Raw genomic sequence first — 19,538 nt, 5'->3', positions numbered from 1 at the left:
CAGTGGTCCCCGCCTGCGCGGGGACGATCCCTCATGGGGGAGGATCGCGGACATGACCACGGCCAAGCGGGACACGTACACCCCGGAGACTCTGCTCACCGTCGCTGTTCGTGTCTTCAACGAGCGCGGCTACGACGGCACCTCCATGGAGCATCTCTCCAGGGCAGCGGGCATTTCCAAGTCCTCCATCTACCACCATGTGGCGGGCAAGGAGGAGCTGCTGCGCCGGGCCGTGAGCCGGGCGCTCGACGGGCTCTTCGCCATCCTCGACGAGCCGGGGGCGGTGCGCGGGCGCGCGGTCGAGCGGGTCGAGTACGTCACGCGCCGGACCGTCGACGTGCTGATGGCGGAGGTCCCCTACGTCACGCTGCTGCTGCGGGTGCGCGGCAACACGAAGACCGAGCGCTGGGCGCTGGAGCGGCGGCGCGAGTTCGACCAGCGGGTGGCCGAGCTGCTGAAGGCCGCGGTCGCCGACGGCGATCTCCGGGCCGATGTGGACATACGGCTCGCCACCCGGCTGCTCTTCGGCATGGTCAACTCGCTGGTCGAGTGGTACCGGCCGCAGCCGGGCGGCTTCCCGGGGGAGGAGCAGCTCGCCGACACCGTCGTCCAGCTCGCCTTCGAGGGCATGCGGGCGAACGGCGACCGCGGCCGCTGAGCCCGCACCGGCCCGGTCCGCATGATCAGGTCGGCCCGGTCGGGTCGGCCCGGGTCAGGCCAGCTCCGTCGGGCGGTCCGGGCGCGGGCCCAGGTCCGTCTCCTCGAAGACCAGCAGGGTGCGCGTCGAGAGCACCTCGGGGATCGACTGGATCCGGGTGAGGACCAGCTCGCGCAGCGCCCGGTTGTCCGGCGTGTGCACCAGCAGCAGGACATCGAAGTCGCCGCTGACCAGCGCGATGTGCGTGGCACCGGGCAGCGCCTGGAGCTGCTCGCGCACGGTGCGCCAGGAGTTCTGCACGATCTTGAGCGTGATGTACGCCGATGCGCCCTGGCCGGCCCGCTCGTGGTCGACCCGCGCACCGAAGCCGCGGATCACCCCGTCCTCCACCAGCCGGTTGATCCGGGCGTAGGCGTTGGCGCGCGAGACATGGACCCGCTCGGCCACCGACCGTATCGAGGCGCGGCCGTCCGTCTGGAGGATGCGCAGGATGTCGCGGTCGATGGCGTCCAGGGGGCGCGCGGGCGGGGGCGCGGGGGGCGTCGGGCCCGGTGACGGGGGCGGCGTTGACGGCGTGGCCGCGGGCGTGACCTGGCCGGGATCCTCGCCCCTGTCGGCCATTTGTTCAGCTGCCATCAGCCCGCGCCTCCCTGTTATGGACGACCTGCCTCTATCTCAGGCTGTGGAGAACCGTTTGTCCACAGGCTGAAGGTGCCTGTAGCCAAAATGCGCTCGCGACCGAACAATCGGTAGGTGAGGCACACCACACCGGTGCCTCGCCCGACCCGCGACACCCTCGCGACATCTCTTGCCATCACCACACATATCGACACCCTCGATCTCTCGATCTCCATCGATGCCTGGAGGTGCTTTCCATGACGGTCCAAGAGCTGCCCGGCGCGGCCGCCTACCGGCCCACGCCGCCCCCGGCCTGGAAGCCGATCACCGACCCCGCCCCGCTGCTCCCGGACCCGGAGCCCTACCGGGTGCTCGGTACGGACGCGGTCGCCGACGTCGACCCCGAGCTGCTGCTCCGGCTCCACGCCGAGCTGGTCCGCGGCCGGCGGTACAACACGCAGGCCACCGCGCTGACCAAGCAGGGCCGTCTGGCGGTCTACCCGTCGAGCACCGGCCAGGAGGCGTGCGAGATCGCCGCCGCCCTGGTGCTTGAGGAGCGGGACTGGCTGTTCCCCAGCTACCGGGACACCCTGGCCGCCGTGGCGCGCGGGCTCGACCCGGTCGAGGCGCTGACCCTGCTGCGCGGGGACCGGCACACCGGCTACGACCCGCGTGAGCACCGCATCGCCCCGCTCTGCACCCCGCTCGCCACCCAGCTGCCGCACGCGGTGGGTCTGGCCCACGCGGCCCGCCTCAAGGGGGACGACGTCGTCGCCCTCGCCATGGTCGGCGACGGCGGCACCAGCGAGGGCGACTTCCACGAAGCGCTGAACTTCGCGGCCGTCTGGAAGGCCCCGGTGGTCTTCCTCGTGCAGAACAACGGCTTCGCCATCTCCGTCCCCCTGGCCAAGCAGACCGCCGCTCCCTCCCTCGCCCACAAGGCCGTGGGGTACGGGATGCCGGGCCGGCTGGTCGACGGCAACGACGCGGCCGCCGTGCACCAGGTGCTCAGCGAGGCCGTGGCACGGGCCAGGCGGGGCGAGGGCCCGACGCTGGTCGAGGCAGTCACCTACCGCATGGAAGCCCACACCAACGCCGACGACGCCACCCGCTACCGGGTCGACAGCGAGGTCGAGGCCTGGCGGGCGCACGACCCGGTCCAGCTCCTCGAGCGCGAGCTGACCGGCCGCGGGCTGCTCGACGACGAGGGCATCGAGCGGGCCCGGGAGGCCGCCGAGCGCATGGCCGCCGCACTCCGCGACCGGATGAACGCCGATCCGGAGCTGGCGCCGATGGACCTGTTCACCCATGTCTACGCCGAGCAGACCAGCCAGCTCCGGGAGCAGGCAGCCGCCCTCCGCGCCGAGCTGGACGCGGAGCAGGACCACGAGCACAGCGCGGAGGAAAGCCGATGACCACCGCGGCGACGAAAGCCGGCGGACGTACGGCGAAGACGAAACCGGCCACCATGGCGCAGGCCCTCGGGCGCGCCCTGCGCGACTCGATGGCCGAGGACCCCACCGTGCACGTGCTCGGCGAGGACGTCGGCACCCTGGGCGGGGTCTTCCGGATCACCGACGGGCTGGCCAAGGAGTTCGGCGACGACCGGTGCACCGACACCCCGCTGGCCGAGGCGGGTATCCTCGGGGCGGCCGTCGGCATGGCGATGTACGGGCTGCGGCCCGTGGTGGAGATGCAGTTCGACGCCTTCGCCTACCCGGCGTTCGAGCAGCTGATCAGCCATGTCGCCAAGATGCGCAACCGCACCGGAGGAGCAATGCCGCTCCCCATCACCGTGCGCGTGCCCTACGGCGGCGGGATCGGCGGGGTCGAGCACCACAGCGACTCCTCCGAGGCGTACTACATGGCCACGCCGGGCCTGCACGTCGTCACACCGGCCACGGTGGACGACGCGTACGGCCTGCTGCGGGCCTCCATCGCCTCCGACGACCCGGTGGTCTTCCTGGAGCCCAAGCGGCTCTACTGGTCCAAGGCCGACTGGTCGCCCGAGGCCCCGGCCGCGGTCGAGCCGATCGGCAGGGCAGTGGTCCGCCGCCCCGGGCGCAGCGCCACGCTGATCACGTACGGGCCCTCCCTGCCGGTCTGTATGGAGGCCGCCGAGGCGGCCGTCGCGGAGGGCTGGGACCTCGAAGTCGTGGACCTGCGTTCGCTGGTGCCGTTCGACGACGAGACGGTCGCCGCCTCGGTGCGGCGCACCGGCCGCGCGGTCGTCGTCCACGAGTCCCCCGGTTTCGGTGGCCCCGGCGGCGAGATCGCGGCCCGGATCACCGAGCGGTGCTTCCACCACCTGGAGGCCCCGGTACTGCGCGTGGCCGGGTTCGACATCCCTTACCCGCCGCCCATGCTGGAGCGGCACCATCTGCCGGGAGTCGACCGGGTGCTCGACGCGGTCGCGCGGTTGCAGTGGGAGGCGGACAGCTGATGGCCCAGGTGCTCGAATTCAAGCTGCCGGACCTCGGTGAGGGCCTCACCGAGGCGGAGATCGTCCGCTGGCTGGTGGAGGTCGGCGATGTCGTCGCCATCGACCAGCCCGTCGTCGAGGTCGAGACGGCCAAGGCGATGGTGGAGGTCCCCTGCCCCTACGGGGGTGTGGTGACCGCGCGCTTCGGCGAGGAGGGTTCCGAACTCCCGGTCGGTGCGCCGCTGCTGACGGTCGCCGTGGGGGCGACGGACGCGTCTTCCTCCGGGAGTGACGGGGCCGCCGCCGAGGAGCCTTCCGGTGGGTCCGGGAACGTGCTCGTGGGGTACGGGACCGGCGCGCCGGCCGCCCGGCGCCGGCGCATCCGGCCGGAGCGGGTCGGAGCCACTGCTGCGACCGCGACCGCTCCAGCGTCTGCACCTGCGCCTGTGCCCGCTGCGGCTTCCGCCCTCGCTCCCGCGCCGGTTCCGGTCGGTGAGGTGAACGGCCAGGCGAACGGCCAAGTGAACGGTCGTCAGGGGCCCGTGGCCGTGGTCTCCCCGCTCGTACGCCGACTGGCTCGGCAGCACGACATCGATCTGCGGCGGCTGACGGGGTCGGGCCCCGACGGCCTGATCCTGCGGGCCGACGTCGATTCCGCGATCCGGCACGCGGGGGAGGCGACCGAGGCGGAGGCGCGTCCGGCTGCCGAGCCCGTCGCGGCGGAGGCCCCCACGTTCCACGGGGGCGCGGCGGCACCGGCCGCCGAGCGGATTCCGCTGCGGGGGGTGCGCGGGGCGGTCGCCGACAAGCTGTCGCGCAGCCGGAGCGAGATCCCGGACGCCACCTGCTGGGTGGACGCGGACGCCACCGAGCTGATGGTCGCCCGCGCCGCGATGAATGCCGCGTCGGGTCCGTCCGGCGGGCCCAGGGTGTCGGTCCTGGCACTCCTGGCGAGGATCTGCACGGCGGCCCTGGCCCGGTACCCCGAGCTCAACTCCACCGTGGACACGGCCGCGCGGGAGATCGTGCGCCTGCCCGGCGTGCACCTCGGGTTCGCCGCCCAGACGGAGCGGGGCCTCGTCGTGCCGGTCGTCCGGGACGCGCACACCCGCAACGCCGAGTCGATCGGGGCCGAGATCGCCCGGCTGACCGAGCTGGCACGGACCGGGAAGCTCAGCCCGGCCCAGCTGACCGGCGGCACGTTCACGCTGAACAACTACGGGGTGTTCGGGGTCGACGGTTCGACGCCGATCATCAACCACCCCGAAGCGGCGATGCTCGGCGTCGGCCGGATCATGCCCAAGCCCTGGGTGCACAACGGTGAGCTGGCCGTACGTCAGGTCGTCCAGCTCTCGCTCACCTTCGACCACCGGGTGTGCGACGGCGGAACTGCCGGGGGATTCCTCCGTTACGTGGCCGACTGCGTGGAGCAGCCGGCGGTGCTGCTGCGCACCCTGTAGAGCTGCCGTCACGCGTACGTGCCCCTTCCGGACTGGCCTCTTCGGCCACCCCGGAGGGGGCGTCGGCCCCAGGCGCCGCCCATACTCGACGTATGACCGCCTACGACGTGATCGTCCTGGCCGGCGGGGCCGCCAAGCGGCTCGGCGGCGCCGACAAGCCGGCTGTGCGGGTCGGCGGCCGCGCGCTGCTCGACCGGGTGCTGGCAGCCTGCTCCGGTGCGGGCGCCACCGTCGTGGTGGGCGGCCGCAGGCCCACCTCACGGCCGGTCACCTGGACCCGCGAAGTCCCTCAGGGCGGCGGCCCGTTGGCCGCGCTCGGAGCGGGGGTGCGGCTGACGGCGGCGGAGCGGGTGCTCGTCCTCTCCGCCGATCTTCCGTTCCTCGGGCCGACGACGGTCGACGCGCTGCTCGTCGCCGCCGGTGCGGACGGCCGGGAGGGCGCGCTCTGCACCGACCCCGACGGCCGCGACCAGCCGCTCGTCGCCGTCTACCGCTCGGAGCCGCTCCGCCGTGAGCTGGCCCTTCTCGCCACCGAGCACGGCGGCCTCGCCGGTCTGCCGCTCCGGCTGCTGACCGGGGAACTGGACCTGGCCCGGGTCGATGCGGGGCCGCACGCCGCGTTCGACTGCGACACCTGGGACGACATCGCCGCAGCCCGGGCCCGGATCAGGGAGCATGGGGCCGTGCTGGACGAATGGATCACCTCGGTCAAGAACGAACTGGGAATCGAACTCGACGTCGACACCGATGTCCTGCTCGACCTCGCCCGCGACGCCGCGCACGGGGTCGCGCGGCCCGCCGCACCGCTCACGACCTTCCTGGTCGGGTACGCGGCGGCCAGGGCGAGCGCCGACGCCGGGCCGGAGGAAGCGGCGGCGGCGGTCGCCGAGGCCGCTCGCAAGGCCACCGCGCTCGCCCTGCGCTGGGAGGCCGAGGGCGCGGCGAAGGGGACCGGGCCGGATGCGGGCGGCGAACAGGCCGGGACGCCATGACCGGCGACGACGCCGAAGAGCTGGCCGTCGAACAGGCGCTGGCGCTGGTCGGGGGCCGGAACCGGGCGCGTAACCGAGCTGACGATCAGGCGGGCGATCAGGTGCCACGCAACCAGAACCGCAGCGAGCACCAGGACCGCAGAGAGCACCAGGACCCCACCCCGCACCCAACTCCCCCGGTCCCCGTCTCCCCCACCCCGGACCTCCTCTGGGACCGCGCGCGGGCCGTAGCCGCGCGGGCCGGGCGGGGCGGGCCGCTCGCCGTGGTCCGGCTGCCGCTCGACCGAGCCCTGGGCCATGTACTCGCCGAACCGCTCGCCGCCCTCACCGACCTGCCGTCCTTCGACACCTCCGCCATGGACGGCTGGGCCGTCGCCGGGCCGGGCCCCTGGACGTACGAGGAGGGCGTGAGCCTGCTCGCGGGGGTCGGGGAGAGCCCCACCGCCACCCGCCTTCCCGACGGCACCGCCGTACGGATCGCCACCGGAGCCCGCACCCCCGCCGACACCACCGCGGTCATCCGCAGCGAGCACGCCCAGGTCGACGAGGCCAGGGCGCTGGTCTCCACCCGGCGGCCCGTCGTCACCGGCCAGGACATCCGCCCCCGGGGCCAGGAGTGCCGCTCGGGCGACCGGTTGGTCCCGGCCGGCACGGTCGTCACCCCTGCGGTGCTCGGGCTCGCCGCGGCCGCCGGGTACGACGCCCTGCCCGCCGTCCCCCGCCCCCGCGTCGACGTCCTCGTACTCGGCGACGAACTCCTCGCCGCGGGCCTCCCGCACGACGGCCTGATCCGTGACGCCCTCGGCCCCATGCTCGGCCCCTGGCTGCGGGCCCTGGGCGCCGAGGTCTCCGGCCCCCGCCGCCTCGGGGACGACGCGGAGGCCCTGCGTGAGGCCCTCACCTCCTCCGACGCCGACCTGATCGTCACCACCGGCGGGACCGCCTCGGGCCCGGTCGACCATGTGCACCCGGTCCTGGCCGCCCTCGGCGCCGAGCTGCTCGTGGACGGTGTCGCCGTACGCCCCGGCCACCCCATGCTGCTGGCGCGGCTCTCCCCGGACGGGCCCCACCTGGTCGGGCTGCCCGGCAACCCGCTCGCCGCCGTATCGGGGCTGCTGACGCTCGCCGAACCGCTCCTCGCGGGGCTCGCGGGCCGCCCGGCCCAGGACGCGTACCGGGCGCTCGTCCACGCCGACGTGCCCGGACATCCGCACGACACCCGCCTCGTCCCCGTGGTCCACCGCGCGGGCCGTGCGGGCGGCCGGGACCATGTGGCGCCCCTGCGGTACAACGGCCCGGCCATGCTGCGCGGGATCGCCGCGGCGGACGGACTGGCTGTCGTACCGGCCGGCGGGGTACGGTCCGGCACCGAGGTGGAGATTCTGGATCTCCCATGGGCCCCGGCGACGCCGTGGACGGAAGGGTGTTTCACGTGAAACTTCCCGGCCAGGACGCGATGGCCAGGCGGGCCGACGAACATGTCGTACCGACGCGGGTGATGCTCCCCCGCCGGGTCACCCACGGTCCGGCGCGGCAGGTCGGCAAACGGCTGCTGATGGCGCTGCTCGTGCTGGCCGCGACGGTGCTGATCGTCTGGCTCGACCGGGCGGGCTACAACGACAACGCCGACGGCGAGGTCGATCTGCTGGACGCGGTCTACTACGCCACGGTCACCCTCTCCACCACCGGGTACGGCGACATCACCCCGTACAGCGCCGGAGCCCGGCTGATCAACGTGGTGCTCGTGACACCGCTGCGTGTGATGTTCCTGATCATCCTGGTCGGCACCACTCTTGAGGTCCTCACGGAACGGACCCGCGAGGACTTCCGGCTGAAGCGTTGGAGAGCCAACTTGCGTGACCACACCGTCGTCGTCGGCTTCGGCACCAAGGGCCGTTCGGCGATCCAGACACTCTGCGCCACCGGCCTGTCGAAGGAGCAGATCGTCATCGTCGATCCGGCTTCCAAGGTGATCGAGGTCGCCAACGCCGAGGGCTTCACCGGCGTACTCGGCGACGCGACCCGCAGCGATGTGCTGCTGCGGGCCGAGCTCCAGAAGGCGCGTCAGATCATCATCGCCACCCAGCGCGACGACACCGCCGTGCTGGTCGCGCTGACCGCGCGTCAGCTGAACCGCGGGGCGAAGATCGTGGCGGCGGTCCGCGAGGAGGAGAACGCTCCGCTGCTGCGGCAGTCCGGTGCCGACGCGGTGATCACCAGTGCGAGTGCCGCCGGACGGCTGCTCGGTCTCTCCGTCCTCAGCCCGAGCGCGGGCACGGTGATGGAGGACCTGATCCAGCAGGGCAGTGGCCTCGATCTCGTCGAACGGCCGGTGATAAAGGCCGAGGTGGGCAAGAGCGTCCGGGAGACCGACGACCTGGTCGTCAGTGTGCTGCGCGGGCACCGGCTGCTCGGTTACGACGATCCGGCGGCCAGCCCGTTGCAGCTGACGGACCGGGTCATCACCATCGTGCGGGCCACCCCGCCCCCCGGCTCCGGCCCGTCCGGCCCCTCCCTGCCCCACCTGCCGCACCACCGCCCCTGATCCGGGAAGCCGCGCGGCCCCGCTGACCCCGGGGAGCCGCGCGGAAAGCCGCCCCTGAAGCCACGCGGGCGGGCAGCGACGGGAGTAGCCTCGCGGCCATGCATGCGATCACGATCCCCGAACCCGGTGGCCCCGAGGCGCTCGTCTGGGCCGAGGTGCCCGATCCCGTACCCGGCGACGGCGAGGTCCTCGTCGAGGTCGTCTCCAGCGCCGTCAACCGTGCCGATGTCCTCCAGCGGCAGGGCTTCTACGACCCGCCGCCCGGTGCGTCCCCCTACCCAGGTCTGGAGTGCGCGGGCCGGATCGCGGCGATCGGTCCCGGCGTGACCGGCTGGGCGGTCGGCGACGCCGTGTGCGCGCTGCTGTCGGGCGGCGGATACGCGGAGAAGGTCGCCGTACCGGTGGGCCAGCTCCTCCCCGTACCGGACGGCGTCGATCTGGCGGCGGCGGCCGCGCTGCCCGAGGTGACCGCGACCGTCTGGTCGAACGTCTTCATGGTCGCCCACCTGCGCCCCGGTGAGACCCTCCTCGTCCACGGCGGTTCCAGCGGTATCGGCACGATGGCGATCCAGCTGGCGAAGGCGGTCGGCGCCCGGGTGGCGGTCACGGCGGGCAGCCCGCAGAAGCTCGCCGAGTGCGCGGCGCTCGGCGCCGACATCCTCATCGACTACCGCGAGCAGGACTTCGTGGCGGAGCTGGAGAAGGCGACCGACGGGGCGGGGGCGGATGTCATCCTGGACATCGTCGGCGCCAAGTACCTGGACCGGAACGTGAAGGCGCTCGCCGTCAACGGCCGCCTGGCGATCATCGGCCTCCAGGGCGGTGCGAAGGGCGAGCTGAACCTCGGTGCCCTGCTGACCAAGCGGGCCGCCGTCACCGCGACCTCCCTGCGGGGCCGCCCGCTCGGCGAGAAGGCCGCCATCATCGCCGCCGTACGCGAGCATGTGTGGCCGCTGATCGCCGACGGGGTGGTCCGGCCCGTGGTGGACCGTACGGTGCCCATGGAGGACGCCGCCGAGGCGCACCGCGTGCTCGAGTCCAGCTCCCACATCGGCAAGGTGCTGCTGGTCGCGCCGGGCGCGTGAGCAGGGAGAACGTACACAGCGGGGCCCGGCACACACCGTGATGTGTGCCGGGCCCCGCCGGTTCGCTGCGGTCGGATACGGCTACAGGTACGGGCCCGAACGGATCGGACCGTGCGGGTCCCCGCCGCCTTCCTCGTCCTCGTGGGTCATCCCGGGCGGCAGTGCGCGGCGCATCTGCTCCAGCTGTGCGCGGGCCGCCATCTGCTGGGCGAACAGCGCCGTCTGGATGCCGTGGAAGAGGCCCTCCAGCCAGCCCACCAGCTGAGCCTGCGCGATCCGCAGCTCGGCCTCGGAGGGCACCGACTCCTCGGTGAACGGCAGCGAGAGCCGCTCCAGCTCCTCCACCAGCTCCGGCGCGAGGCCGTCCTCCAGCTCCTTGACGGAGCTGGCGTGGATCTCCTTGAGCCGCACCCGGCTCGCCTCGTCGAGAGGAGCCGCCCTGACCTCCTCCAGAAGCTGCTTGATCATGCTGCCGATGCGCATGACTTTCGCGGGCTGTTCGACCATTTCCGTCACCGGGACCTCGCGCGACTCGTCGTCACTGGCACCGCCGCCGATAGCCATTCCGTCCTGGCCCACTACAAGGACCTGCGGGTGCTCCTGCGACCGGTCATTCCTCGGCATTTCCATGCCGCCATTGTCTCGCACACGTGCCGTACACCACGTTGGTGCCCCCGGAAACGGATGATCCACCGTCTCCGGGGGCACCGGAAGCCTCATCGGGGGCACCGGAAGGGTCCAGGGGATGCGGCTACCCCGCGCGTCGGGCCAGCTTCAGCCGGGAGCTGGTGAGTGCGGCGGCGAGCAGCCCGGCCAGCACCGGGACGACCACGGCCAGCAGGGCGATCGTCTCCCAGGGCAGCACGATCGGGGTGTACGCCGACTCCATCGGATCCGCCCGCATGTCCGCCAGGGCTTCGCGCAGGTCGGTCAGGCGCAGCGCGACCGCGGGCACGATCCCCGCCGCCGTCCCCAGCAGCACCCCGGTCAGAGCGACGACCAGGCACTGGAAGCCGGTGAGCGAGCGCCGTACGCCCGGGGGCGCGCCCACCGCGCTGAGCGTGGTGAGGTCGGCCTCCGCGTCGGCCTTGGAGAGACCGGTCGTGATGGCCGCGGCGCCCAGGGTCACGACACCGGCGAAGAGGGCGAGGATCAGCAGGACCGCCTCGTCGTCCCCCTGCCGCTCGGGGTTCGCCGTCATCACGTACGCGCGGTTGCCTGCCTGCTCGATCGCCGCGTCGGCCCCCTGCCGCTCGGCGTCCGTCGGCTCGCGGTTGAGGGTGTAGATGCTGCCGTACTCCTCGGAGTGCAGGCCGAGCCGGTCCGCGGTCCGCTGCGGCATGACCATCCGGATGCCCGGGGTCGACGCGTAGCGGTCCGGGGCGACGTACACCTTCAGCCGGTCCGTGGTGGTGCGGGCCTTGCCGGGGTGCAGGGCGCGCATTTTCTTGTCGCGCTCGTTGTAGGTGTGGACGGCCTTGAGGGTGACCTCGCCGTCCTTCGCGTACGCCGAGTTGAGCAGGACGGGTGTGCCCTCCGCGAGGGCCTTCGCCGCCGCCGGGTCGTCGAGCTTCACGTACGAGGTGAGCAGGGCCGCGTCCCCGATGACGATCTTGTTCTCGTCGGTGCCGAACGCGACCATGGTGGAGCTCTCGTCCACGCAGGCGGGGGAGTTCATCAGCCGCTTGTGCTCGTCGGCCGAGATCCGCAGGGCGAGCTCCTTGGCGCCCTTGCCCTTCAGGGGGCAGGAGTGGGCCTTTCCGGTGGGCTTGACGATGTCGAGGGTCCCGCAGCCGTTCTCCTCCTCGTAGTACACCGAGCAGTCGCTGCCCGCCCAGAGCCGCCCGAGGTCGGTGCGCCCGCCGCTGACGGGGTAGTTCTGCTCGACGGCGGCCCGTGCGCGGGGCAGATCGGCCTTCTTGGTGGTGTCGAAGGTCATCAGCGCCGCGGTGCCCGCGGTGAGGTTGGGCTGGTGGTCGTAGTCGTTCTCGGCGGCGCTGCTGCTGGTGTACGTGGCGATGGCGACGCTGCCCGCGACGGCCGCCATCACGGCGGCGACGGCGGGGGCGGTACGGCCCCGGTTGCGGGCCGCGTCGCGCAGGGCGATGCGGGGCGTCAGCGGCAGCCGGCGGCCGAGCCGGCCGAGGAAGCCGACGATCACCGGGATGCAGCCGAGGAGGCCCAGTTCGGCGAGGACGGAACCGCCCGCGACCAGGGTGGTGTTGCCGCTGACACCTCCGTACACCGCGACGGCGATGCCGCCCGCGAGCACGACGGAGCCGACGATCGGCAGCACCCGGGAGCTGCGGCGGGTGCCGCGGTGCCCGGTGAGCGACTCCAGGATCGACTGGCGGCCCGCCACGATCGCCGGGGCGAGTGCGGCGAGGACACCGGTGACCAGGCCGAGTACGGCGATGGCGAGGATCTCCCAGGGCCGGACGGTCAGTTCGCCGAAGCGGTTGCCGGTGAAGTCCTCGATCATCGGGCGGAACAGAACGGTGAGACCGAACCCGGCCCCGACCCCGGCGACGGCGCCGACCCCGCCGAGCACCGCACCGCCCGCGAGCACCACGGCCCGGACCTGGCCCCGGGTGCCGCCGCACGAACCGACCAGGCCCAGCTGCCGGCGCGAACGGCGGGCGCCCACGGCGAACGCCGGACCGGCCAGCAGCACGATCTCCAGTACGGCCATGGCGGCCACGGTGAGGGCGGCCGCGGTCAGCTCCGCGTTGTCGGTCTCCCAGCCCTGCATGTGCGCGGCCATGGGGACCTCGGAGTCCGGCGGCGGGTCCAGGGCGACCTGACGGGCCCGTACCACCACGCCCTTCTCATTGGCGGCGAGCACGTCCTGCCAGGTCACGCCCGCTCCGGGCGGGCCCTGGACCAGCCACTGCAGGTTGCTCACCTGGGGTGGCAGGATCTCCTTGTCGCCGTCCGAGGTCTTCTGCCACGGGGCGATGACCGCGCCGGGCACGGCGAACAGGGACCTCGCCTCCAGCTCGGCGGGCAGCTCCACCGCACCGGTGAGGGTGTAGACCTGCTCGGGGCCGCGCACGGTGACGCGGTCGCCGATGGAGAGCCCGGACGCCTCGATGAAGGCCTCGGTCGCCGCGATCTCGTCCTTGGCCCGCGGGTAGGCGCCGTCGGTCAGCTCGACCCGGCCGCGCAGCAGCGGGTCCGCGACGCTCAGTTCGGTGATCTGGGTGTCGGTGATGCCGTGGCGGGTCGTCACGGAGGCGGGTACGGACTGCTCGGTGAGGTGGCGCGATCCCTTCGGGAAGGTCGCCGGTACGTCGACGGGCTTCCGCTCGTCGTCGGGGAACGTCTCCGGGGCGTCCTCGGGCGTCTGCCACATGATGCCGTCGGGCATCTGTTCCAGCCGGACCGGGCCCATCCCCTGATCCGTGAAGAGGGCGTCGGCCGCTCCCAGGTCCGCCGTCAGCTCCTCCGCCAGGGTGGGCAGGGCGCTGCGGTACGTCAGGTCGGCGGCGGTCACACCGAGGACCGGCAGGGCGATCATCGCGACGACGAGGGCGCTGCGGCCCTTGGCCCGCACCGCGTCGCGTCTGGCTATGCGGAGGGCGGCGCGCCATCCGGAGAAGAGGCTCACTTGGCGGCCCCGGCGGATCCGGAGGTGCCGGCCGCTCCCGTGGCTCCCGCCGCGAGCAGCGATTCGGCCCCGGTGGTCAGCGTCTGGTCGACGATCGAACCGTCGCGGAGGAAGACGACCCGGTCGGCCCAGGCCGCGTACCGGGGCTCATGGGTCACCATCACCCCGGCCGCGCCCTGGTCGCAGCGGGTGCGCAGCAGGGCGAGGACGGCCTCGCCGGTCTCGGAGTCGAGCGCTCCGGTCGGCTCGTCGGCGAGGACGAGGCGCCGGTCGCCGACGAGGGCGCGGGCGATGGCGACGCGCTGCTGCTGGCCGCCGGACATCTCGTCGGGGAAGCGGTCGGCTATCTCGGTCAGCTTCATCTCGGCCAGTGCGGCGAGGGCTTCCTTGCGGGCCTTGCGCACGGAGACGCCGTCGAGTTCGCGGGGGAGCGCGATGTTCTCGGCGGCGGTCAGGGCGGGGATGAGGTTGTAGTCCTGGAAGACGTACCCGACGCTGCGGCGGCGCAGGGCGGCGACGCCCTTGCGGCCGAGGGAGGCGATGTCCTGGCCCTCGATGACGACCTGGCCGCTGGTGGCGTTGTCGAGCCCGCCGGCCAGGGTCAGCAGGGTGGACTTGCCGGAGCCGGAGGGCCCCATCACGGCGACCAGCTCACCCGGGTAAACCGAGAGGCTGATCCCGCGCAGGGCGTGCACCTCGGCGATGCCGGAGCCGTGGGTACGGGTCAGCGCCCGCAGTTCGAGTACGGGGTCGCCTGCGGGTGTCCCGGGGGACGGCGGCGGCGGTGTGGCGGCGGGCAGGGACATGGTGGGTGGTTCCCCCTAGACGGAAACGCGCTGGTCATGGAGTGCGGAACAGGAAACGCGCGGGCTCGGCGGCGGGCTTTTGTGCGTGCGGCCGGGGACGGCAGGCGGGCTCAGCGGCGGGCCTTCGTGCGGCCGGTCAGGGACCGGGCCGGGCCCCGGGTGGCCGCCGGGCCGGGCTCGGCCGAGGGGTCGGTGGCGGCGGCTTCGGCGAGGCGGACGAGCCGCGACTCGCAGTGGTCGAGCCAGCGGGCCTCGGCCTCCGCCTGGAAGATCAGCTGCTCCACCACGAGGAGCCAGGCGACCTCGTCCCGGTTGGCCGGGACATCGGTGAGGGCCTGGGCCTTGAGCCGGGTGTAGTCCTGCATGGCCTTGAGGGTGTGGTGGCGCTGGGACTGGATGACATCACGGATGTCGACACCCGGTGCCCCCACGGCCATGGCGAGCTTGATGGCCAGTTCGTCGCGGGGCGGGCTGGTGCGGTCCACCGGGGTCCCGAACCAGCTGCGCAGCTCGGCCCGGCCGTCGTCGGTGATCGCGTAGAGGTCGTGCCCGGCCTCGTCGGCCCCCTCCTGCACGACCATGCCGTCGCGCTCCAGGCGGCCCAGCGTCGTATAGACCTGGCCGACGTTCAGGGGCCAGGTGGAGCCGGTGCGCGACTCGAACTCGGTGCGGAGCTGGGAGCCGTAACGGGGCCCCCGCTCCAGGAGGGCCAGTAGCCCGTGGCGGATCGACATACTGAGTATGTATACCGAGTATGTTGCTTCTGGCAAGTCACTGCGGTGGCACCGCTACGGGGAATCCGTCAGTTCACGCGGCGCAAACGGAACGCGAGGAACGCGAGCCCGAGACCCACCAGGGCGATGCCCGTACCGAGCGAGACCTGCTGCACCTGCCGTACGGCGGCGGCGTCCAGGGCACGGGTGGCCTGAGCCCCGGTCTCGCTGAACTCCTCGGGCGGCACGGTGGATTCCGGCAGGCCCACGGCGCTCTGCTCCGGCTCGTCCGGCGGTTCCGGCTCGTCCGGTGTCTCGGCCCGCGCCAGCTCCAGCGGGGTCAGCGACCGCCCGGGACGCACCTTCCCGGCCCCGGCCTCGCGCCCGGCCAGCGGTGCGGTCGACCCCGACACCTCGACGGAAGCGGAACGGCTGGGAGAGGGCGAGGCGGAGGACGCGGGGGCCTCGGCGCCGTCCCCGTACACGAAGTCGGCGGAGGGGCTGCCACCCGGCTCCCCGGCCCCGGAGCTGAGGGCGCCGGACGGGAGGGGTAGGGCCGACGGGCCCACGGACTCCGCGGAGGAAGGGGGGGAGGAGCCGGCGCCCGACGGCAGGGGCGGCGTGGCGGCGGGGCTCGGCGTCCCGGAGGGCGTGGCGCTCACGGAGGGCCCGGCGGACGCCGGTGACGCGTGGGCGGTCCCGCCCAGCGGCCCCGACGGCCCCAGCGCCGCGCCGGCTGCCACCAGCAGACAGACCGCGCACCTCGACGACCACACGGCCGGAAGTCCTGGAGCCATGAGATCAGCGTCACATGGGCTCTTGCATCCGGCATCCCGGACGGGTCAGGAGGAGATATCCGGCCATCCGGGGTCGACTACCGACCCGTAAGGGAGATCAACTGCCCCATAAATGATCAGAGAATCCGCACCTTGATCAGAAGCGATCACCGCGACCGACCGGCCGGAACGGCGGACCAGGCAGGTGCCGCGCACCCCGGAGGGACCCCGGACGGCCCCCGGTCGGCCGCCCCGGCCCCGTTCAGGAAGGCCGGCCCGTGGAGACCTTCAGCTCGAAGTGGGCACCCTGCTCGGCGACGGCCGCACCCGAGGACGGGAACTGCCCGACGACCTGGCCCTCCGCGTACGTGTTGCCGGGCTCCTCGATCTCCTTGATCGTCCAGCCGGCGGCCGCCGCGCAGGCCTTGGCCGAGAGGATGTCCTTGTAGACGAAGTTGGGCGCCTGGACCTTCTGCGGGTCGTCGGAGTCCTCAAGGGCGTCCGTGCACTTGGTGCTCTTCATCGTCCGGTTCCGCTCCGGCGGCCGGTAGCCCTCGTCCGTCGAGGTCTCGCTGGTCCCCGGGTCGCCGCCCTTGCCCGCCTCGTCGTCCTTGCCGCCCCCCTGGAGGGCGAGCGCGGTGATGAGGCCGCCGACGGCGAGCAGCGCGACGACGATCGAGCCGACGATGACCGGCATGTTCCGCTGGGAGGAACCGCCGCCCGTGGTGCCGACGGCCGTCTGGTGCTGCGGGTTGATCGTGTACGGCGGCGGGGTCTGGTGGGCGAGCGGGCCCGGCGTCGGGTAGCTCTGGGCCGCCTGCGGGTACCCGTAGCCCGGCGCGGGCGTCGGGGCCGGCTGGTTGTACGGGCCCGGGTGCTGCGGCTGCTGGTGCGGGTGCGGCTGGTACGGGGTCTGCACGCTCTGCGGCGCGGGGGTGGCCTGGTCGACGGGCGGGAACACCGCCGAGCCGACGCCCGCACCGCTGTTGGCGGGACCGCCCCCGGCGACGATCGCCGGCGCGCCGGTCCGGCCCCCGGAGGCGTTCAGCACCCGCGCGATCTCGTCCCGCATCGCGGCGGCGCTCGGGAAGCGCTCGTTCGGGTTCTTCTTCAGGGCGCGGGCGACGAGCGCGTCCATCGCCGGGGTGACCGACCGGTTGATGCTGGACGGCGCGACCGGCTCCTCCTGCACATGCGCGTACGCGATGGCGAGCGGGGAGTCCGCGTCGAACGGGATCCGGCCGGTGAGCAGCTGGAAGAGCATGATGCCGACCGAGTACAGGTCGGAGCGGGCGTCGACACCGCGGCCGAGGGCCTGTTCGGGGGAGAGGTACTGCGGGGTGCCGACGACCATGCCGGTCTGCGTCATCGAGGTGACACCGGACTGCATGGCGCGGGCGATGCCGAAGTCCATGACCTTCACGATGCCGCGCTTGGTCATCATGACGTTGCCGGGCTTGATGTCGCGGTGGACCAGGCCCATCTCGTGGCTGGTCTCCAGTGCGGCGAGCACGTCCGCCGTCACCTTGAGCGCCTTGTCGGCGGGCATCGCGCCGTACTGCCGGATGTCGGCGGCCAGCACCGAGCCGAGCGGCTGCCCCTCGACGTACTCCATGACGATGTACGGCATCAGCGCGCCGCCGAGCTCGTCCTCGCCGGTGTCGAAGACCGAGACGATGTTGGTGTGCTGGAGCTTGGCGACGGCCTGCGCCTCGCGCCGGAACCGCTCGCGGAACGACTGCTCGCGCCCGAGCTCGGTGTGCAGGGTCTTGATCGCGACCTGGCGGTCGAGTGCGGAGTCGTAGGCCAGGTATACGGACGCCATCCCGCCTTCGCCGAGCAGGTCGCGCAGCTGGTAGCGGCCGCCTGCCACTGCCCCGCCCGCGTAGCGGCCCTGTGCGCCGTCCTGGCTCATGACTTGCATCCCCCTCGGCGGCGCACCGTGCACACGCGATGTTTCTGTATGACGTGGTCGCGTGCGACGCGGTTCCGTTCGACGCGATTACGCGCCAAGTCTGCCCGAGGGGTCCGACACGTCAAGCCGGGTGCCCGTTCCGTGACCCTACGCACAAGAAGCGTCTCGGAAGCGTTACGGGAAACACGGTGGATCGGCAGGGAGGGCGCGCCGTCCGGTCGGATGATCCGTCCGGTGCGGAACCTGGGTGTCCGGTGGAGGCTGTAGCGTGACGTGGCAATGCAGCAAGGCACCGTGAGAACCCGCGGACGCGCGGACAGATACGACGGCGAGGACTGATGGCACCCGATTCCGAAGCAAACGGCGGCGGAGTTTCGGATGGCTCCGACGCCTGGGGTGTCGGCGGCGTCGTCGGTGACGGACGCTACCGGATGACCTACCGGCTCGGCCGGGGCGGCATGGCAGAGGTGTACGCGGCGGAGGACGTCCGGCTCGGACGTACGGTCGCGGTCAAGCTGCTCCGCTCCGACCTGGCCGAGGACCCGGTCTCCAAGGCCCGCTTCACGCGTGAGGCGCAGTCCGTCGCCGGCCTCAACCACCATGCGATCGTCGCCGTGTACGACTCCGGCGAGGACGTCGTGGGCGGCCAGACCGTCCCGTACATCGTGATGGAGCTGGTCGAGGGCCGCACCATCCGCGACCTCCTACTGACCGCCGAGGCGCCCCCGCCCGAGCAGGCGCTGATCATCGTCTCGGGGGTGCTGGAGGCGCTGGCCTACTCGCACCAGCACGGCATCGTGCACCGGGACATCAAGCCCGCCAACGTGATCATCACGGACTCCGGCGCGGTCAAGGTGATGGACTTCGGCATCGCGCGGGCGCTGCACGGCGCCCAGTCGACGATGACCCAGACCGGCATGGTCATGGGCACGCCGCAGTACCTCTCCCCCGAGCAGGCGCTCGGCAAGGCCGTCGACCACCGCTCCGACCTGTACGCCACGGGCTGCCTGCTCTACGAACTGCTCGCGCTGCGGCCCCCGTTCACCGGTGAGACCCCGCTCTCGGTGGTCTACCAGCACGTCCAGGACATCCCGGTGCAGCCGTCCGAGGTCTCGGACGTGGTGCCTCCGGAGCTGGACGGGATGGTGATGCGCTCGCTGGCGAAGGACCCGGACGACCGGTTCCAGAGCGCCGAGGAGATGCGCGGCCTGGTCCAGTACAGCCTGCAGATGCTCCAGGTGCAGGGCGGCCACACCGGTACGTGGAACACCGGCCCGGTCGCGCACCACGAGGGCGGCCGGACCCCGCCGCACGGGATGACGGGCTCCACGCGGGCGATGGGTCACCCGGTGCACGGGGACACCTCGCAGGGCCCGATCCTGCCCCCGCTCAACCCGGACGACGGCGGCTACGACGGCGGACGGAGTGCCGGTGGCCGGCGCGGCAAGATGTGGCTCTTCGTGGTGCTCGCCCTGGTGGCGATCGGCGCCGGAGTGGCCTTCGCCCTCAACGCGGCGCAGGACAACGGCAAGGAGAAGAAGCCGGTCACGCCGTCCACCTCGGTGAGCTCCTCCGAGGAGGAGCCCTCGGAGGAGCCGTCCGAGGAGGAGTCCGAGGAGCCGGAGCAGCCGAGCGACCCGACGGGCGGTCAGACCCAGCCCAACCCGCCGCCGTACACCCCGCCCCCGACGGCCACCCAGCCCTCGCTCACCCCGTCCCCGACCCCGTCGGACAACACGGACGCCGGGACGACGGACGGCAACACCAACGAGGGCACCAGCGGTGAACCGAGCGGCGACCCCACCGACCCGACCACCGACCCGGGCACGCCGGGCGGACCCGGCGGCGGGGAGCCCGCCGGAGGAGCCGGTGGCGGCGACGACGGAGGCACGGGGACGACCCCCGGCGCCTCCGCGGGCCTGACCCCGTAGGGGCCGC

General features: G+C 72.9%; 16 protein-coding genes. 9 read left to right on the top strand and 7 right to left on the bottom strand.

From position 1 onward, the window contains the following. Window positions 1-52: 52 nt before the first annotated feature. Entirely contained in the window at window positions 53-658 is a 606-nt protein-coding gene (locus IE264_RS07305) for a TetR/AcrR family transcriptional regulator (protein WP_015609778.1), read from the top strand. A gap of 54 nt (window positions 659-712) precedes the next feature. On the opposite strand, the gene IE264_RS07300 is transcribed toward IE264_RS07305, so the two are convergent. Beyond that, a complete protein-coding gene (locus tag IE264_RS07300; RefSeq protein WP_078657415.1) occupies window positions 713-1,294 on the bottom strand; it encodes an Lrp/AsnC family transcriptional regulator in 582 nt (193 codons plus the stop codon). A 239-nt stretch (window positions 1,295-1,533) separates the two neighbouring features. On the opposite strand from IE264_RS07300, the gene pdhA reads away from it, so the two are divergent. The 7 genes from pdhA (at window position 1,534) to IE264_RS07265 (ending at window position 9,780) form a co-directional block, all read left to right on the top strand. After that, window positions 1,534-2,691 carry a pyruvate dehydrogenase (acetyl-transferring) E1 component subunit alpha gene (gene pdhA / locus IE264_RS07295; protein ID WP_032755896.1) on the top strand — a complete coding sequence of 386 codons (1,158 nt, stop codon included), beginning with the start codon at window positions 1,534-1,536 and terminating at the stop codon, window positions 2,689-2,691. Beyond that, window positions 2,688-3,719 carry an alpha-ketoacid dehydrogenase subunit beta gene (locus IE264_RS07290; RefSeq protein ID WP_015609775.1) on the top strand — a complete coding sequence of 344 codons (1,032 nt, stop codon included), beginning with the start codon at window positions 2,688-2,690 and terminating at the stop codon, window positions 3,717-3,719. The genes pdhA and IE264_RS07290 overlap by 4 nt, the downstream gene beginning before the upstream one ends. Continuing rightward, entirely contained in the window at window positions 3,719-5,158 is a 1,440-nt protein-coding gene (locus IE264_RS07285) for a dihydrolipoamide acetyltransferase family protein (protein ID WP_032756183.1), read from the top strand. The genes IE264_RS07290 and IE264_RS07285 overlap by 1 nt, the downstream gene beginning before the upstream one ends. A gap of 92 nt (window positions 5,159-5,250) precedes the next feature. Continuing rightward, entirely contained in the window at window positions 5,251-6,150 is a 900-nt protein-coding gene (locus IE264_RS07280; protein WP_032755899.1) for an NTP transferase domain-containing protein, read from the top strand. Beyond that, window positions 6,147-7,586 (top strand): molybdopterin molybdotransferase MoeA, encoded by a 1,440-nt coding sequence (locus IE264_RS07275; protein ID WP_051821777.1) that lies wholly within the window; start codon window positions 6,147-6,149, stop codon window positions 7,584-7,586. Before IE264_RS07280 ends, IE264_RS07275 begins: the two co-directional genes overlap by 4 nt. Then, entirely contained in the window at window positions 7,544-8,695 is a 1,152-nt protein-coding gene (locus IE264_RS07270; RefSeq protein ID WP_032755900.1) for a potassium channel family protein, read from the top strand. Before IE264_RS07275 ends, IE264_RS07270 begins: the two co-directional genes overlap by 43 nt. Before the next feature lie 98 nt (window positions 8,696-8,793). Beyond that, window positions 8,794-9,780, top strand: coding sequence for an NAD(P)H-quinone oxidoreductase (locus IE264_RS07265; RefSeq protein ID WP_015609770.1), 987 nt, complete (start codon window positions 8,794-8,796; stop codon window positions 9,778-9,780). Window positions 9,781-9,861: 81 nt separating this feature from the next. Here IE264_RS07265 and IE264_RS07260 read toward each other — a convergent pair whose 3' ends face one another. The 6 genes from IE264_RS07260 to IE264_RS07235 all read right to left on the bottom strand — a co-directional run bounded on the left by IE264_RS07260 (window position 9,862) and on the right by IE264_RS07235 (window position 17,600). Then, on the bottom strand, window positions 9,862-10,410 hold the full coding sequence (locus IE264_RS07260; protein ID WP_078618696.1) for a bacterial proteasome activator family protein: 549 nt from the start codon (window positions 10,408-10,410) through the stop codon (window positions 9,862-9,864). A 121-nt stretch (window positions 10,411-10,531) separates the two neighbouring features. Continuing rightward, complete coding sequence (locus IE264_RS07255; RefSeq protein WP_015609768.1) at window positions 10,532-13,390, bottom strand: FtsX-like permease family protein; 2,859 nt, start codon at window positions 13,388-13,390, stop codon at window positions 10,532-10,534. Next, on the bottom strand, window positions 13,387-14,196 hold the full coding sequence (locus IE264_RS07250) for an ABC transporter ATP-binding protein (RefSeq protein ID WP_015609767.1): 810 nt from the start codon (window positions 14,194-14,196) through the stop codon (window positions 13,387-13,389). Before IE264_RS07250 ends, IE264_RS07255 begins: the two co-directional genes overlap by 4 nt. A 110-nt stretch (window positions 14,197-14,306) precedes the next feature. Next, window positions 14,307-14,930 (bottom strand): PadR family transcriptional regulator, encoded by a 624-nt coding sequence (locus tag IE264_RS07245; protein WP_015609766.1) that lies wholly within the window; start codon window positions 14,928-14,930, stop codon window positions 14,307-14,309. A gap of 68 nt (window positions 14,931-14,998) precedes the next feature. Next, window positions 14,999-15,706: a hypothetical protein gene (locus IE264_RS07240; RefSeq protein ID WP_032755905.1), complete on the bottom strand. Its 708-nt coding sequence runs from the start codon at window positions 15,704-15,706 to the stop codon at window positions 14,999-15,001. A gap of 241 nt (window positions 15,707-15,947) precedes the next feature. Then, window positions 15,948-17,600, bottom strand: coding sequence for a protein kinase domain-containing protein (locus IE264_RS07235; protein ID WP_015609764.1), 1,653 nt, complete (start codon window positions 17,598-17,600; stop codon window positions 15,948-15,950). 338 nt (window positions 17,601-17,938) lie between these two features. On the opposite strand from IE264_RS07235, the gene IE264_RS07230 reads away from it, so the two are divergent. After that, the gene (locus IE264_RS07230; protein WP_015609763.1) at window positions 17,939-19,531 is read left to right on the top strand and encodes a protein kinase domain-containing protein; all 1,593 of its coding nucleotides are present in this window, start codon (window positions 17,939-17,941) and stop codon (window positions 19,529-19,531) included. Window positions 19,532-19,538 lie beyond the last annotated feature (7 nt).

The sequence above is a fragment of the Streptomyces microflavus genome, assembly GCF_014650075.1.
Taxonomy (GTDB): domain Bacteria; phylum Actinomycetota; class Actinomycetes; order Streptomycetales; family Streptomycetaceae; genus Streptomyces; species Streptomyces microflavus.
The sequence above is the reverse complement of the archived record's forward strand: the minus strand, read 5'-3'. Positions and strand labels throughout refer to the sequence as shown.